Annotated in this window: 18 protein-coding genes; 10 read left to right on the top strand and 8 right to left on the bottom strand. The window is 66.7% G+C overall.

Features of this window, described 5'->3' with window-relative positions; genetic code table 11:
• Window positions 1–122: 122 nt before the first annotated feature.
• The gene (locus L593_RS13480; RefSeq protein WP_020447529.1) at window positions 123–722 is read right to left on the bottom strand and encodes a hypothetical protein; all 600 of its coding nucleotides are present in this window, start codon (window positions 720–722) and stop codon (window positions 123–125) included.
• A gap of 230 nt (window positions 723–952) precedes the next feature.
• Here L593_RS13480 and L593_RS13475 point away from each other — a divergent pair, with 230 nt between their 5' ends.
• Entirely contained in the window at window positions 953–1,963 is a 1,011-nt protein-coding gene (locus tag L593_RS13475) for a bifunctional biotin--[acetyl-CoA-carboxylase] synthetase/biotin operon repressor (RefSeq protein ID WP_020447528.1), read from the top strand.
• Between the two features lie 25 nt (window positions 1,964–1,988).
• On the opposite strand, the gene L593_RS13470 is transcribed toward L593_RS13475, so the two are convergent.
• Window positions 1,989–2,504 carry a universal stress protein gene (locus tag L593_RS13470; RefSeq protein WP_020447527.1) on the bottom strand — a complete coding sequence of 172 codons (516 nt, stop codon included), beginning with the start codon at window positions 2,502–2,504 and terminating at the stop codon, window positions 1,989–1,991.
• Window positions 2,505–2,655: 151 nt separating this feature from the next.
• On the opposite strand from L593_RS13470, the gene L593_RS13465 reads away from it, so the two are divergent.
• Window positions 2,656–3,207, top strand: coding sequence for a hypothetical protein (locus L593_RS13465; protein ID WP_020447526.1), 552 nt, complete (start codon window positions 2,656–2,658; stop codon window positions 3,205–3,207).
• On the top strand, window positions 3,204–3,443 hold the full coding sequence (locus L593_RS13460; RefSeq protein WP_020447525.1) for a hypothetical protein: 240 nt from the start codon (window positions 3,204–3,206) through the stop codon (window positions 3,441–3,443). The genes L593_RS13465 and L593_RS13460 overlap by 4 nt, the downstream gene beginning before the upstream one ends.
• Window positions 3,444–3,538: 95 nt before the next feature.
• On the opposite strand, the gene L593_RS13455 is transcribed toward L593_RS13460, so the two are convergent.
• Both L593_RS13455 and L593_RS13450 read right to left on the bottom strand, forming a co-directional pair.
• Window positions 3,539–4,501 carry a zinc-dependent metalloprotease gene (locus L593_RS13455; RefSeq protein WP_020447524.1) on the bottom strand — a complete coding sequence of 321 codons (963 nt, stop codon included), beginning with the start codon at window positions 4,499–4,501 and terminating at the stop codon, window positions 3,539–3,541.
• Window positions 4,502–4,675: 174 nt separating this feature from the next.
• Window positions 4,676–4,993 carry a hypothetical protein gene (locus tag L593_RS13450; protein WP_020447523.1) on the bottom strand — a complete coding sequence of 106 codons (318 nt, stop codon included), beginning with the start codon at window positions 4,991–4,993 and terminating at the stop codon, window positions 4,676–4,678.
• A 172-nt stretch (window positions 4,994–5,165) separates the two neighbouring features.
• Here L593_RS13450 and L593_RS13445 point away from each other — a divergent pair, with 172 nt between their 5' ends.
• Entirely contained in the window at window positions 5,166–6,230 is a 1,065-nt protein-coding gene (locus tag L593_RS13445) for a M20/M25/M40 family metallo-hydrolase (protein ID WP_020447522.1), read from the top strand.
• Window positions 6,231–6,287: 57 nt separating this feature from the next.
• Here the strand turns inward: L593_RS13445 and L593_RS13440 are convergent, their stop codons facing one another.
• Entirely contained in the window at window positions 6,288–6,482 is a 195-nt protein-coding gene (locus L593_RS13440; protein WP_020447521.1) for a hypothetical protein, read from the bottom strand.
• Window positions 6,483–6,766: 284 nt separating this feature from the next.
• On the opposite strand from L593_RS13440, the gene L593_RS13435 reads away from it, so the two are divergent.
• The 3 genes from L593_RS13435 to purF are packed head-to-tail and all read left to right on the top strand — an operon-like array spanning window position 6,767 to window position 8,649.
• The gene (locus tag L593_RS13435; protein ID WP_020447520.1) at window positions 6,767–7,033 is read left to right on the top strand and encodes an LSM domain-containing protein; all 267 of its coding nucleotides are present in this window, start codon (window positions 6,767–6,769) and stop codon (window positions 7,031–7,033) included.
• Window positions 7,030–7,200 carry a 50S ribosomal protein L37e gene (locus L593_RS13430; protein ID WP_020447519.1) on the top strand — a complete coding sequence of 57 codons (171 nt, stop codon included), beginning with the start codon at window positions 7,030–7,032 and terminating at the stop codon, window positions 7,198–7,200. Before L593_RS13435 ends, L593_RS13430 begins: the two co-directional genes overlap by 4 nt.
• Window positions 7,201–7,206: 6 nt before the next feature.
• On the top strand, window positions 7,207–8,649 hold the full coding sequence (purF, locus tag L593_RS13425; RefSeq protein WP_020447518.1) for an amidophosphoribosyltransferase: 1,443 nt from the start codon (window positions 7,207–7,209) through the stop codon (window positions 8,647–8,649).
• Window positions 8,650–8,732: 83 nt separating this feature from the next.
• Here purF and L593_RS13420 read toward each other — a convergent pair whose 3' ends face one another.
• Both L593_RS13420 and L593_RS13415 read right to left on the bottom strand, forming a co-directional pair.
• A complete protein-coding gene (locus L593_RS13420) occupies window positions 8,733–9,062 on the bottom strand; it encodes a DUF3006 domain-containing protein (protein WP_020447517.1) in 330 nt (109 codons plus the stop codon).
• Window positions 9,059–10,201, bottom strand: coding sequence for a ComEC/Rec2 family competence protein (locus L593_RS13415; protein ID WP_020447516.1), 1,143 nt, complete (start codon window positions 10,199–10,201; stop codon window positions 9,059–9,061). Before L593_RS13415 ends, L593_RS13420 begins: the two co-directional genes overlap by 4 nt.
• A 152-nt stretch (window positions 10,202–10,353) precedes the next feature.
• Between L593_RS13415 and L593_RS13410 the strand changes: the two genes are divergently transcribed.
• Window positions 10,354–11,085 (top strand): hypothetical protein, encoded by a 732-nt coding sequence (locus tag L593_RS13410; RefSeq protein WP_049894165.1) that lies wholly within the window; start codon window positions 10,354–10,356, stop codon window positions 11,083–11,085.
• 122 nt (window positions 11,086–11,207) lie between these two features.
• Window positions 11,208–13,721, top strand: coding sequence for an AAA domain-containing protein (locus tag L593_RS13405; protein ID WP_020447514.1), 2,514 nt, complete (start codon window positions 11,208–11,210; stop codon window positions 13,719–13,721).
• A 32-nt stretch (window positions 13,722–13,753) separates the two neighbouring features.
• Here the strand turns inward: L593_RS13405 and L593_RS13400 are convergent, their stop codons facing one another.
• Window positions 13,754–14,194: a hypothetical protein gene (locus L593_RS13400; RefSeq protein ID WP_020447513.1), complete on the bottom strand. Its 441-nt coding sequence runs from the start codon at window positions 14,192–14,194 to the stop codon at window positions 13,754–13,756.
• Between the two features lie 223 nt (window positions 14,195–14,417).
• On the opposite strand from L593_RS13400, the gene ribH reads away from it, so the two are divergent.
• Window positions 14,418–14,837 carry a 6,7-dimethyl-8-ribityllumazine synthase gene (gene ribH / locus L593_RS13395; RefSeq protein ID WP_020447512.1) on the top strand — a complete coding sequence of 140 codons (420 nt, stop codon included), beginning with the start codon at window positions 14,418–14,420 and terminating at the stop codon, window positions 14,835–14,837.
• The last annotated feature ends 20 nt before the right edge of the window (window positions 14,838–14,857 follow it).

The following is a 14,857-nucleotide window of genomic DNA, read 5'->3' as shown; positions in this document are numbered from 1 at the left end:
GGGGTGTTCAAAGGCGTTGTGTCATTGGCCGTCCGCTACCGCGAGGGGTGAGACGGTCCCCTGTCGATACAGTCGGGACTACCGAGAGACTACCACGAAACGACGAAATGCTCGCGAGTGCGCTAGTTCGAGAGACCGTCGGGCGCCTGGCTATCGGTCAGGAAAATGACGATGCTGGCACCGACGGTTGCCGCGATCCCGCTACCGAGACCGCTGACGATGACGTTCACGACCTCGAGCGACGTGTTGTCGGCGGGAACCAGCACGAGGAAACCGGTCACGAGCGAGAACACCGGAATAGCGACCAGCGACGTGGCGGCAGCGACTTTGATCGCGGTGTATTCCTCGTTATCGATGTTCCATGCGAAGACGACGCCGAGGAGTACGACCAGCAAGATACCGATGTTCATCGCAAGACCGAGACCACTGAACGGAGAGAACGGCGTCCCCGCCGACTGACCCATGACGCTCGTCTTCATCAGTGCGTGACCCCACTGATCCTGGATGATGGAGTTGAGCCCGATGCCGATGCCGATCGCCGCGAACAGGCCCGTTACGAACCCAACCCACTCCTTGATGATCTCCTGTTCCGCAGCGCTCACGAAGTCTTCGAGGCTCGATCCCCCCGAACTCCCCTCCTGAATCGACGTGGTCGTCGCCTCCGTGGAAGCCTCCGCAGACCCGTCGTCGCCGTCTTCCATCGTGGCCTCTGTTTCGGACATACACGGGAGCGGTTATCACGTTCTCCCTTAACTATTTCCCTTAGTGAATAAAATAAGTATGCTTTATTTACCAGGTACAAACCATCGCCTCGTCGTTCGATTTTCTGTCAAAAGACGGCGTCCGAATCAGCTTGTCATCTCTCCAGTGATACCCTCCACCTACCCGCTGCTCAGTTCGCGGGCCCCGATCGTCCACGAACTCTCAAGGCCCCACTCACACAAGCAAACCTATGACCAACACGCGCCGTGCCATTCTCGAACGGCTCGCCGACGGACCACGCTCTGGCGAGGCGCTCGCCGACGACCTCGACGTCTCCCGTGCTGCGATCTGGAAACAGGTCGAGGCGCTCCGCGAGCAGGACTTCGTGATCGAGAGTGACGACGAAGGGTACGCGCTGGTCGACGTTCCAGAGTACGGCGGCGATGCGATCCAGTTCGGCCTCGACGCTCCGTTCACGATCGAGTTTCACGAGGAAACCGGAAGTACGAACGACCTCGCACGCGAGCGGGCAGCCGACGGTGCCGAAGACCTCGTGATCGTCGCCGAGGAGCAAACCGGAGGCAGGGGTCGGCTCGATCGCGAGTGGGCCTCGCCCTCGGGCGGGATCTGGCTCTCGATCCTCGTTCGGCCCGATCGACCGCCCGCGACGATCCCCCTGTTCACACTCGCTGCTGCCGTGGCGATCACCACGGCAGTCCGCGAGTCCGGCGTCGACGCGGGGATCAAGTGGCCGAACGACGTCTTGGTGAGCGAGCGCCAGCGAGCGAACGACGGTTCGTCGGGGGAGCAAAGCGAGTCCGACGGTGTGCCGGTTTCCCCCGACCCCGACGGCGAGGAAGCCAAACTCGCCGGCGTCCTCACCGAAATGGAAGGCGAGGCCGACCGGGTCGAGTGGCTCGTCGTCGGCATGGGGATCAACGCTAACCTCGACGCCGACCGACTGCCCGACGGCTCGACGAGCCTCCGAACGGAACTGGGCGAGGACGTGAATCGCCGGTTGTTCGTCCAGCGAGTGCTAGAGACGTTCGACGACCTCCGAAACGATCCGGACCGGATCCTCGAGCGATGGCGAGCGGACGCGCTCACGCTCGGGCGGGAGGTCCGCGTCGAAACTGCCAGCGGCGATACGGTCGTCGGCACCGCTGTCGACGTCGAGCATCCCGGTACACTCCTCGTCGAGACCGAGGACGGCGTCGAACGAATCCACGCCGGCGACTGCGAGCATCTGCGCCCCACCTGAACGAGAGGCGGACGAAACGGAACTGCTACGGAGCGTCTTCAGCCGGTTCGACCGATTCCTCCGTCGAGCTACTGGCCTCGCTCGCCGTCCGTTCCTCGGCGTCCGGCGGTTCACCGACCCTGACGGTCAGGACGGGAATCTCGGAGCTCCGGACGACGCGTTCGGCGACGCTCCCCAGGAGGAGGCGATCGAGTCCGCCGCGACCGTGCGTGCCCATCACGATCAGGTCGCAGTCTGCTTCTTCCGCGTAGTTCACGATCTGGCGACTGGGCGACCCGTCGAGGACGGCCGCCTCGGCCTCGACCTCGGCGGCTTCAGCGAGCGTGCGCACGCGTTCGAGCGCGGCCTGTCCCTCGTCGGAGAGGACGTCCCGGATGCCGTCCCAGGACGTCTCCATCGGGATACCGCCGTAGCTGGCCGTGTTGACGACGTAGACCGCGTGGATGGTGGCGCCGTGGGTCGTCGCGAGGTCGATCGCGTGCTCGACTGCCCGCTCGACGCCAGCCGAACCGTCGGTCGGAACGAGAATCCGCTCGTACATGCTCCCTGGTACCGAATGACGGGGAAGCGGCAAAACTGTTCGGGGGCGTTCTAACCGATTACGACGCTAGTGGGCTACTAAGCGCTCAGGTAGCAGTCGCGTTCGACGCATCGACACGTTCTTTCTCCGCGGCCGGCAAGGAACCGCCAGCATGCGGATACGGGACTGGGACGACCTCGTGAAGGACGTCGTCGAGAGCGACGTCGATCCGGAAGGCTGGCGCGCCGTCGCTGGCGATCGCTCCTCGGGGCTCGGCGAGGACATGTACCTCGGCCACCCCGGAGCCGGCGTCTATCAACTCAAGACGTTCGCGAAGAACCCGTTCGAGGTTCGCGGCGTCGGCGCGCAGGTCGCGCGACGGATCGACGAGGATCTCGACCCGCTGTTCCCCGGAGAGGACGGCGGTGCCCGCTTCGCGGTGAACGACGGACCAGCCGACGAGGACGAAGCCGAAACGATGGCGAGCCGCGTCGAGGAGGTCGTCAAGACGCACGCCGACGCACCGACGACTGCCGACGCGCTCTTCGAGGACGTGATGGACGCGATGGACGCGCCGGCCTACGGACCCATGGAGTACGATCAGTACGGCCGTCCCGACGCCCTCGACGACCTCGCGGGCACGTTCGACGAGGCCGAGGAACTCCTCGACGCCGAACTCGACGACCTCGTCGACGACGCGAGCGTGGGCAGGGGGTTCGAGTGATCGACGCGCTGGTGGATACCGCGTTGCGGCCCAACCGGTTCCAGCTAGCGATCGTCGTGACCGTGGGACTCAGCGGGGGCCTCGCATCGGCCAGCGTCGGAGCGTCGCTGCCGGTGATCGGCCTCGCAATCCTCCTGGGGCTCGTGGCTGGCGTCCTCCTGACGGCCTATCTCACGTACATCGTGCCGGAGGGCGGCGCGTCCAATCGACCGGGACGTCGACGTGGCCCGCGATAACGACGGACCGCGATGACGACGTGGCGCGCGAAAACGACGGGCGCGCATAAAAGTGGAGCGCGAAAACGACGGGACGCGGTGGTTCCCTCGTCGACTCAGGGATCGATCCGCTGGAGCCACAGCGCTGGCTCGTCGAGTTCCTCGTCCGTCGGGAGGTGGTCGGGCGACTCCCAGACGGCGCCGGCGGCTGCGAGCCCGCGTGCGTCCGCCACTTCGTCGAAGAAAGATTTCCCGCGTTCGTACTGCTCGCGCTTGAGCCCGATACCGAGGAGCCGACGGAGGAGCCGCCCGACGGGGCCAGCCTCGGCGCGGCGGTCGTCGAGTTTCGCGCGGAGGTCGTCCGACTCGTCGTCGAACGCCTCGTCCATGAGGAGTTCCGCGTAGCCCTCGACGGCGGTCATCGCCGTCTGTAGTTCCGCGAACGTCTCCCGGTCGATGTTGCCGTCGGCGACGCCGTCGATACCGCGCTCCATCCGCTCCGCGAGGTGGTCGCTGAGCCACGGCGCGGCGCCGAACTCCGCAGCGTGGGTGACCTCGTGAAACGCGATCCAGCGCCGGAATCGCTCGAAGTCGACGTCCAGCGTCTCCGCCACCGCGACGATGTTGGGATGGACGAAGTAGAGCCCGTGTGCGTCCTGTGGCGAATCCGCGAGCAAGAGCGGATCGTACTGCCCGAGCACGTTCCGGGCGAGATAGCCCAGCATGACCGACATCGAGGCGGTGTTCGTCTTGCGTGCGAGACCGGGGACGAGCGCCTCGTCAGCCATCCCCTCGAGCGGTCGCATCACTTCCCGGAACGTCTCCACGTTCGCGTCGACCCAGTGGTGGCGGTGCTGGATTTCCAGCGTCTCCGGGACGACGAACTCGTGGGTCGTGACCGCTCGAACGCGTCGGCGTGCGTCGCGGACGTCGCTCGCATACCCCTCCCGGTCGGCGGCCGTGAGGGCGAGCGACCCCGGCTCGGTAGCGGCACAGGCCGCCTCCGTGACCGCGTCCCAGTCGATGAGTCCGTCCCCGGACGCGTTGGCGACGGCCCGGACGCTGTGATAGATCGTCATAGACTCCGTTGCCGCTCGGGGGTCAAAACCCTTCTCCCCACCGCAGGCACGCGAATCGGAGGGATCGATGGCGGGACAGCGAAGCGCTGCCACAGAACAGATGGCCGGTGTACTGCAACGAACGCCAGGTGACCGGTGGTCGGTTGAGCGGGGACGCTCCGGAACGCGACCCGATCAGAGGTCGTCGGACTCGGCGACCTCGACCTCGGTTCCCTCGTCGCCGCCCTTGAGTTTCTTGACGACCATCGCGATGCCGACGAGCACGACCAGCGCGACGACGAGTCCGCCGAGTCCACCGCTCTCGTCCTCCGCAGGGACGTCGATCGACTCGTCCTCGGATTCCTCCTTCGACGACCCACCGCCGAACCAGGACTTGCCCGCGGATTCGGCCTCGGATTCGTCCTTGGAGCCGGGGGCGGGGATGCTGGTGGGCCCGAACTGGACGTCGCCGTGCGAGTGGAACGCGAAGAGGGTGAGATTTCTGTCTCCCATGGCGTCTGGACGTACGTCGCCGCACGCCTTAGACGTTGGCGCTGCCGCCGCGAGTAGCCGTCGACTACGCGGTTCGGCTGTCCTTCGCGCGCCGTCGCGGCAAGCACCTGCTCCCCGTGAGCGGTCACCCGGCATCCGAGGATTCAACTGCCAGCCACGACGACGACCGGGCATGGAGGACGTTCGACGCGAGTTCCTCGACGACCTGCTCACGACGCCGAGTCCGTCCGGCTACGAAGTCGACGGACAGCGTCGCTGGATCGAGTACGTGGAGCCCCACGCCGACGAGGTTCGGACCGACGACTACGGCAACGCCGTCGCCGTGCTCGAAGGCGAGGCAGACGCACCCTCGATCGCCGTCGCTGGCCACGGGGACGAGATCGGGTACATCGTCCGCAAGATCGACGACGAGGGGTTCGTCCACCTCGGCCGGATCGGCGGCTCGGACCGCACCGTCTCGCGGGGACAGCACGTGACGATCCACGGCGAAGACGGCCCCGTCAACGGCGTCATCGGTCAGACGGCGATCCACCTCCGGGAGAACGACGACGACACCTACGACGACATCGCCGAGCAGCGCGTCGACGTTGGCGCCGAAGACGGCGAGGAAGCCCGGGAACTGGTGGAGGTCGGCGACGCCATCACGATCTCCTCGACCGTCGAGGAACTCAACGGAAGCCTCATCGCGGGGCGGGGACTCGACAACCGTGTCGGAACGTGGGTCGCAGCGGAGACGCTCCGTCGCGCGGCCGAAGCGGACGTCGACGCGACGGTGTACGCCATCTCGACCGTGCAGGAGGAGGTCGGCCTCAAGGGCGCGAAGATGATCGGCGACGACCTCGCCCCGGACGCGGTGGTCGCCGTCGACGTCTATCACGCGACGGACTACCCCGACGCGCCGGGTGACAAGTCCAGCGAGGTCGCACTCGGCGACGGCCCCGTCGTCGGTCGGGGCAGCGCGAATCACCCGGCGGTCGTGGACGCGGTCAGGGCGGCGGCCGACGACGTCGATCTCGACGTCCAGATCGCAGCCGACGGGATTTACACCGGGACCGACGCTGACGCGTTCTTCACGCAGGCCGGCGGCACGCCGTCGCTGAACCTCGGACTCCCGAACCGATACATGCACACGCCGGTCGAGGTCGTCGACACCGAAGACCTGGACGCTGCGGCGGACGTGCTCGCCGCGACCGCCGAGCGTGCTTCCGAGAGCGCGCCGTTCTCGGTCGACCTCTGAGCAGGGACCCGCCTTCGCGCCATCCTCTCAGTGGCGACCGCCCGTCGCGTCGATCGACTACCGGGTGACCACGCGGAGCAAGAGGAGCGTCACGACCACGATCACGACGACGATCAGGAGAATCGTCACGACGAGGCTGTCCGGGGCGACCGTAGTCGCAGTGATGGCACCAGCTAGCCCCGCGACCAGACCGATCGCGGCGAAGCGTAGCGGGTTGACGGACCGGCCCTTGCCCGCCGGTTTTTCGGACACAGCGGCCGGACCGCTTCGCACATCATTTTCGGGGGCATCGGGCTGCTCTGGATCTGAATAGCTCTCACTAGACGAGTGTCGCTCGGCCTCGACGGGCCGATCACGATCTGCGTCCTCGCTCGTCACGACACAGGCTGGGAGCCTGGGGACCGAGAACCCTCCGATGTGCGGAGACGCCTCCGACGTACCCAGAAGCCCGGTCCGAACAAGGATGGGCAGATTGCACGCCCGTTCTGGCGGTACCAGTCGGTACGTTTATGCGGCCGTCGGGAGGCACTTTTGTCATGAGCGGTCGACCACTGGACGTGCTGGAGGCTGCCGTCGGGGACGACGTCGAGGTGCGGCTCAAGAGCGGCGAGACCTACCGTGGTACCCTCGCCGGCTACGATCAGCACATGAATCTCGTGCTGGACGACGTCGTGGCGTCGGCGAGTTCCGAGGAGGCCGAGCCCAGCGACGATTCGAACGCCGAATCCGACGACGGATCGTCCGTGGACGTACGAGACACAACGATTATACGCGGCGACAACGTCGTCTCGATCACACCATGACGACGGGAACCTCTGCGGAAGGGAAGAAGAACAAAACGACGCACGTGACGTGTCGTCGGTGCGGTGAGGCGTCCTACCACACTGGCAAGGAGCGCTGCTCCTCCTGTGGCTTCGGCACATCCAGCAAGCGCCGAGACTACGAGTGGCAGTCGAAATCCGGCGAATAACGGGTCATGCACGAGAAGTGCGGCGTCGTCGGCGTCTCACTCGCTGACCGTGCCGCCGCCCGCCCGCTCTACTACTCGCTCTACGCTCTCCAGCACCGCGGCCAGGAGTCCGCGGGCATCGTCACTCACGACGGGTTCCAGCAACATAGCCAGGTCGACGTCGGCCTCGTCGGCGACGTGTTCGACGAGGACGACCTCGAGAACCTGAACGGCGAGAACGGCGTCGGGCACGTCCGCTACCCGACCTCGGGGAGCCTCGACTGCTCCTGCGCCCAGCCGTTCTCGGTGTCGTTCAAGAGTGGCTCGCTCGCGCTCGCCCACAACGGGAACCTCGTCAACGCCGACGAGATCCGCGACGAACTCGCCGACCTCGGCCACGCCTTCACCAGCGACGGTGACACGGAAGTCATCGCCCACGACCTCGCGCGAAATCTCCTCGAAGAGGACCTCGTGCGAGCGGTCAAGCGGACGATGAACCGGATCCACGGCTCCTACTCGCTGACGATCATGCACGACGAGACGGTCCTCGGCGTGCGGGATCCGGAGGGGAACCGGCCACTCGCGATCGGCGAACTCGAGGACGGCTACGTCCTCGCGTCGGAGTCCGCCGCGATCGACACCCTCGACGGCGAACTCGTCCGGGACGTGAAACCCGGCGAACTGGTCGTCCTCCACCAGGACGGCTCCGGCTACGACTCCTACCAGCTGTTCGACCGCGACCGCACCGCCCACTGCTTCTTCGAGCACGTCTACTTCGCGCGACCGGACTCCGTCATCGACGAGGAACTCGTCTACGAGGTCCGGCGGAATCTCGGGCGTGCGCTCTGGGAGGAGGAGGGCGTCGAGACTGACGTGGTCATGCCAGTGCCGGACTCCGGACGGGCCTTCGCCTCCGGGTACGCCGAGGCAGCCCAGGAGGATGGCGCGGACGTCGAGTTCGCGGAGGGCCTGATGAAGAACCGGTACGTCGGCCGGACGTTCATCATGCCCACCCAGGACGAACGGGAGCGGGCCGTCCGCCTGAAGTTGAATCCGATCAAGAGCACGATCGAGGGCAAGACCGTCACCATCATCGACGACTCGATCGTCCGCGGGACGACCTCGACCCAGCTCGTCGACCTCATTCGGGACGCTGGCGCCGAGGGCGTCCACGTCCGCATCGGCGCGCCGCCGATCGTCGCGCCCTGTTACATGGGCATCGACATGGCGACGCGGGAGGAGCTGATCGCCAGCAATCGCTCCGTCGAGGAGATCCGCGACGAGATCGGCGCCGACTCGCTGGAGTACATCTCGATCGACGCCGTCGCCGACGCGATCGGCCGCTCCAGGGCGGATCTCTGTCTGGGCTGTGTCACGGGGGAGTACCCCTACGACATCGATGGCGAGGCGACCGACCGCGACGTCACGCGCCCGGAGATCGGCGAGCCCACCGCACAGGCCGACGACTAATTTCGTTTTCTCCTTCGAGACGCAGTCTGTCGACAGTCCCCTTCTCGAGTATCCGCTGCGCCTGATTCCCGATCCGCCCTGTATCAGGGGTCCGTGTCGCTCGGTTCGTCGGTGTCGCCGCCGTCGCCGTTGCCCTCGGACCCGGGCGGTCGTTCGGCGAGCCGATCGAAACGATCGGCCATTTCCGAACGGCGGCGTTCGGTCTCGGCCGGCTCGAACACGAGGTGGAGGAGATCACCGGCCTCGAAGGACGCCGTGAGCACCGCGCCCTCCTCGACGCCGGTCGGAAGGTCGTCGTTGTCGACGCGAACCTCGTCGATCACCTCGTCGCCCCGTTCGTTCTCGATCAATAGGACTGCGCTCCAGTCGTCGATCTCGTCGACGACGGCGCGGTGCCGGCCGTCGAGACTCACGCGCCGTCACCTCCAGCGATCGCAGTCGCCGGCTGTGAGCCGACGCTGCTCGTCGGGGACAGCGGTGCCGGAACGATCAGTGCGCTCGCATCGGGGCCGACGTCGTAGGTGCCACGGACCTCGATCGGTGCGATAGCGGACGCGTCGGCTGCCGGCGAGGATCGCAGGTCCGCGGGATCCGTCCTCGCGTCCGCGACGGTGCTGATCGTCACCGCGTCGCCGTCTGTGCCGGCCACGATCGTGCCGTGCGTTCCGGTCCAGTAGGTGTCGATGCCGCGGTCGGCGAAGCGAGCGAGCACCTCCTCGTGAGGATGTCCGTACTGGGAGTCGTAGGCGGAGGAGACGATCGCGAGGCGCGGCGAGACCGTATCGAGGAACTCCGGGGCAGAGCTCGTGGAGCTGCCGTGGTGGCCGGCCTGGAGGATGGAGGACTGGAGATCGCTGCCCCACCGAGCCACGAGGTCGTCCTCGGTCTCGGTGGTCATGTCTCCCGTGAAGAGGAAGCCGGCGTCGCCGTAGCCGATCCTGACGACGACGGCGTTGGCGTCGAGGTCCTCGTCGCCGTGGTCGATCGGCGGATTGAGCACCTCGACGGTTGCGCCCTCCATCGGAATTGTGTCGTTGGCCTGCGTCTGATAGAGGTCGACGTCGTGACGTTCGATCGCGTCGAGGTAGTCCTCGTACGTCTGGCTGGTGTGGGGAACGCCGGAGTCCCAGACGCTCCCGATCCCATCGCGTTCCGTCTCGTAGTGATCGATGACCTCCGCGGAGCCGCCGATGTGGTCCGCGTGGGCGTGCGTCGAGACCACGTAGTCGATGCGCTCGACGCCGCGGGCTTCGAGGTACTCGATGACGACCTCGCCGCCGTCGGACCAGTGCCCGCTGTCGATCAACATCGTCTCGTTCTCGGGACCGCGGACGAAGGTCGCGTCTGCCTGACCGACGTCGATGTAGTGGACGGAGAGTTCCGCGTCGACGGGTTCGAGACTCGCGTTCGCACCGATCTCGCCGTCGAAGCCGCTCGAATCGCCGGCGTCCGGGCTGCTGGTCTCCGTCTCCACATCGACGCCAATCGCGCCGAGACAGCCTGCCGAGAGAACCAGCACGAGGAGGGCGCCGACGACAGCGAGGCGTCGCATGGGTTCGACTCCGGCTGCTCGATGGATAAGCCGACCGGTGGAGAAAGGCTGCTCCGACGTATGTCGATCGGACCGGCCGGGGGAACGGACCCTCGAACGGCGCAGGCGATCGGCCGGAGCGTTGATACCGCATGCCGACGCCATCCATCGATGTGTATCGCGTCGTCCTCACCGACTCCGCGACGGACAACGACGTAGCAGCAGCCCGCGGTGGGCCCGGTGCTCTCCTCCAGTACGAAGATCGCGAGGCCGCGGCGGCCGCTGCCGAGCGCTACAGCGACGACGGCGACGTTCCCGTCCGGCTCCAGGCGCCTGCCCCGCAGGATCCCCGCGACGTCGACGCCTACCTCGTCGCAAATCCCGAACGACGCGTCCGCCGTCCGACCGGTTCGATCGACGACGGTCTCGCCTTCGAGACGAGCGCGAGCCAGTACGGCGCACTCGGGGAGGCCCTGCTCACGAGTCACGAGCAGGATCCGCCCGTCCTGCTGGCCTACGCTCGCCGGACGCTGGACGGCGACCAGGACCGCGACCCCGCTGTGCAGCTCGAGACCGATCCGGATCCAGTCACGTTCCGCTCCCAGGAGACCGGCGACACCGCGACCTGGCTCCCCGACTGTGCGGCGACCGTCACCGTCGGGGGCGCCATCGAGCGGCGGCTGCTCTGTGAGGTCAAGACCGGCAACGGCTCGACCGAGCGCGATCAACGACGCGTCATGCAGTGGGCGGCCAGCGAGCGGGATCGTGAGGTCCTGCTCGTCCGACTCGACGTCGAGGCGCTTCCGGACGAGTACACGGCACGAATCCAGGAGATCGAACCGCAGGAACCGGATCGCGAGTGGATCGACGACGACGCGGACCTGACCCTCGGCGAGTTCCAGTGAGGCGTGGGCGGTCGGCGGAACAGGCCGTCGTCCGCGTCGACCAGTTGAATCCGAACGATGGCGCGACGTCTGACGCGCGTCCGACAAACGTTCATGTGACCGAGCGGCTATCTGGGAGGTAGATGGAGGACGCCCTGGACGCCATCAAGGCGCAGGTCGATGGCATGGAGACCAGGCCGGCCGTCTTCGACCGGGAGCTTCGCCAGCGCTTCGATCGGTGGCGGCTCGCCGACCCCGTGCCTGCCGAGGAGATCATCGAGCGCTTCGCGCGCCACGGTGGCTTCGACGGCGACGGCGCGACAGTCCGGATCCCACTGCACGAGGTCGATTCGGCGGAGCTGACCGGCGAGTACCTGCTCTATCACCCCGAGCACGTCGTCGAGTGCGTCGGATTCTACGAGTACGAGAAGGGTGACCTCACGCACATCCGGATCGAGGACTTCGCGGAGACGTTCCCCGCCTGGCGGCTGCGGTTCTGGCACCACAGCAACGCGCCGCCGAGCCAGCCCAGTTATCTCAAGGAGTCGACGGACCTCGCCGACGAGAGCGCCGCGCCCGGAAGCAGCGTCGCGGGGCTCCAGAGCGTCGACGGCGAGGATCTCTTCGACCAGCTGACCGCGTTCGTCGAGCGGGAGAAGGAGGCCGAGCGCGAACAGACGCGACGGCACTTCGCAGACCTCTCGGCAGAACAGTTCTTCGCCGAGTTCGGCGGCGTGAGCGGCGTCGAACCGGCCGGCCGCGAGGTCGGCGAGTACGGCGAACAGATCGTCACACTTCGCGTCCCCGGCGAGGACCAAGACGATGACGATGGCGTCCCCGGCGGCGATTTCGACACCGCCGGAAATGGCGACGACACCGCCGAGGATCCCACCGCCGGTGGTGCCCGGTACGACAACTGGGAGGAACTCGCCGAGGCAGCCGGGATGTCACCGGACGAGGTCCGGGAAGAACGCAAGGCAGCGATCAACGGCGAGGGTGAAGCGGACGGCGACGCGACGGGCGCTGGCGATCCGTCCAGCGCCGCGACTGACGATTTCGACTTCCGCGCGGCGGGCCTCTACCCCGGAAGCGAGGTCATCATCGGGCACGAGCGCGGCGGTCGCGGCTTCCCGGTCGAAGCCGAACTCTACGAGGTCGAGGGCCGGACGATGCGCCTCGGCGTCTACTGGCGCCAGACCGAGGACAAGGCCGCTGCCGAAGCAGCGTTCAAAGCAGACAGCGACGCGACGTTCGTGGTCGGCGAACTGTTGAACGTCGTCCCCTTCGACCGGCAGTGGGACGCCATCGAGACGATCCAGGCCGACGACCGGAAGTCAGACGTGCTGACGGGGCGACGGGACGTCGGGTTCCGGGACGCGACCGAGGTCGACGTCCGGACCGGCGACCTCAACGAGTACCAGGCGAGGGCGTGCACCTCCGCGATGCGCGCCGAGGACGTCTTTTGCATCCACGGACCCCCGGGCACCGGGAAGACCCGCACCCTGACGAAGCTGATCCGGGAGGCCGCTCGCGACCACCAGCGCGTGCTCGCCGTCGCCCACTCCAACCAGGCCGTCGACAACCTCCTCGTGGGTTCGAGCACGACCGAGCAGGCCGATCCGCGATCGCTCCACGCGCTCGCCCAGGACGACGAACTCTCGATGGCCCGGGTCGGGTCGAACTGCGACCACCCGGTCGTCGAGGAGGAGTACGTCGGCGAGGACCACTGGCAGGCCGACGTCGTCGGCGCGACGATGAGCGCGGCCCACCAGTTCCCGGACGACCTCTTCGACCTCGTCGTCGTCGACGAGGCCACGCAGGCGACGATTCCGGCGACGCTCATCCCGGTCTCGAAGGGCGAACGCGCGATCCTCGCGGGCGATCACAAGCAGCTTCCGCCCTACCACTCCGGGGAGTACGCCGACCGCGAGGAGATGGAGAAGTCGCTGTTCGAGCACGTCCTCGAAGTCTACGGCGACGACATCGCCACGACGCTCGCGACCCAGTACCGGATGCACGAGGACATCGCGGCGTTCCCAAACGACGCGTTCTACGACGGCATCCTCACGCACGCGAGTCGGAATCGGGACTGGACGATCGGGACGCTCGATCCGCTCGTGGGCGTGGACGTGACAGGGTCGGAAGAACGGACGCCGCGGGAGTCACTCTACAACCCAGCGGAAGTCGACGCGGTCGTCGCCGAGATCGATCGACTGCTCCGCTACGGTGTCGATCCCGCAGACGTGGGCGTGATTACTCCGTACACCGGGCAGGTCGCGAAGATTCGCTCCGCGCTCGCGAGTCACGACCCACCGGGACTCCACCACGACGTGACCGTCAACACGATCGACGCCTTCCAGGGGAGCGAGTCCGAGGTCATCGTCGTTTCCTTCGTCCGGAGCAACGACGCCGGCCAGATCGGATTCCTGGACTTCCCGAACGAGGGCCCGCGGCGGCTGAACGTCGCGCTGACCCGGGCGAAGAAGCGCCTCGTGCTCGTCGGCGACTGGGACTGCCTGACGACGCTGCCGGGGCGGCGCGATCCAGCAGACTCGGCGACGCCGGTGTACCAGAACCTGCACCAGCACCTGCTGGATCACGCGAGCGTGGAGACCGTCGGTGAAATCGAAGGAGACGCGGTCGGCCGGCCGGAGTGACTATTCGAGCGACTTCTTTGGCGGTTAGCCCGCTATAGCTGCCCAGCGCCCTGCCGCTGCCCCGTGAACTCCCGCCAGTGCTTGATCCCCCAGTAGCCGATACCTGTGCCGAACATTCCCGCTGCGAGGAAGTACAATACCAACTTGTCCACGAACACGTCGCCGGGGTTCGTCCGGGCGTAGTTGACGCCCTCGACTGCCAGCACGATCAGGATAAATCCAAGAATCGTGACGACTGCCGTGATCGCGATGATCTCGACGCCGTCGGCGCCGTGTTCCTCGAGGAGGAAGATCGTCGCGAGGAAGATCAGCGACGTCGCTACGAGGTACCAGGGAATCCGGCTGTCGAGCGTCGAGAACTCCCCTTCCAGCAGCGCGAGGACGCCGATGAAACTCGCCGTGATGACGATGGTCGAGGCGGCGGCGAGGGCGGCAGTCCGCGCGAAGTAAATCGTTCGTTCGTCTGCGTCCATCGTGCCCCGATTGCGCGGAATCCGGGATAATCCTTGGGGTCGCGTTCGAACACCGGAGTAGCAATTGTAGGAGCTGCCAAGGGAAGCCCGCTTTCGGAATGCTACAGGGGGATTCTGCACGTGACCCGAGCGCGTCGAAATTAGATCGACTGCATCCGGTACTTCAACTTGCAGTCCTCCCTGGAACGGTACACCTTTTGTGCGGCCACCCGACCCCTCGAGCATGAGCAGACTCGGTCTCGTCGTCGCGCAGTTCAACCGGTCGGTCACCGAACCAATGGAGGCGGAGGCCCACGAAGCGGCCGAAGACAGGGATGCCGAAATCGTCGAGACCGTCTCGGTTCCGGGCGTCTACGACGCACCGCTAGCCGCCGATCGCCTGGCTCGGCAGGATTCGATCGACGCCGTCGCGGTGATCGGCGCGGTCGTCACCGGCGACACCGACCACGATCAGGTGATCGCGCAGTCCTGCGCCGACGCGCTGAGCGAAGTCAGCCTCGATCGGGATCTTCCCGTCACCTACGGCGTTAGCGGTCCGGGGATGAGCGGTGCCGAGGCGCGCGAGCGGACCGACGTCGGTTCTCGTGCCGTCGAGAGCGCGCTGTCGCTGTTGGAGGAACTGCCCGAATCGGACGGCCAATAGTGCTTCGGCAGAGCACGTGC

The sequence above is a fragment of the Salinarchaeum sp. Harcht-Bsk1 genome (assembly GCF_000403645.1).
Classification (GTDB): Archaea; Halobacteriota; Halobacteria; order Halobacteriales; family Salinarchaeaceae; genus Salinarchaeum.
This window is presented reverse-complemented; position numbering and strand designations above follow the sequence as displayed.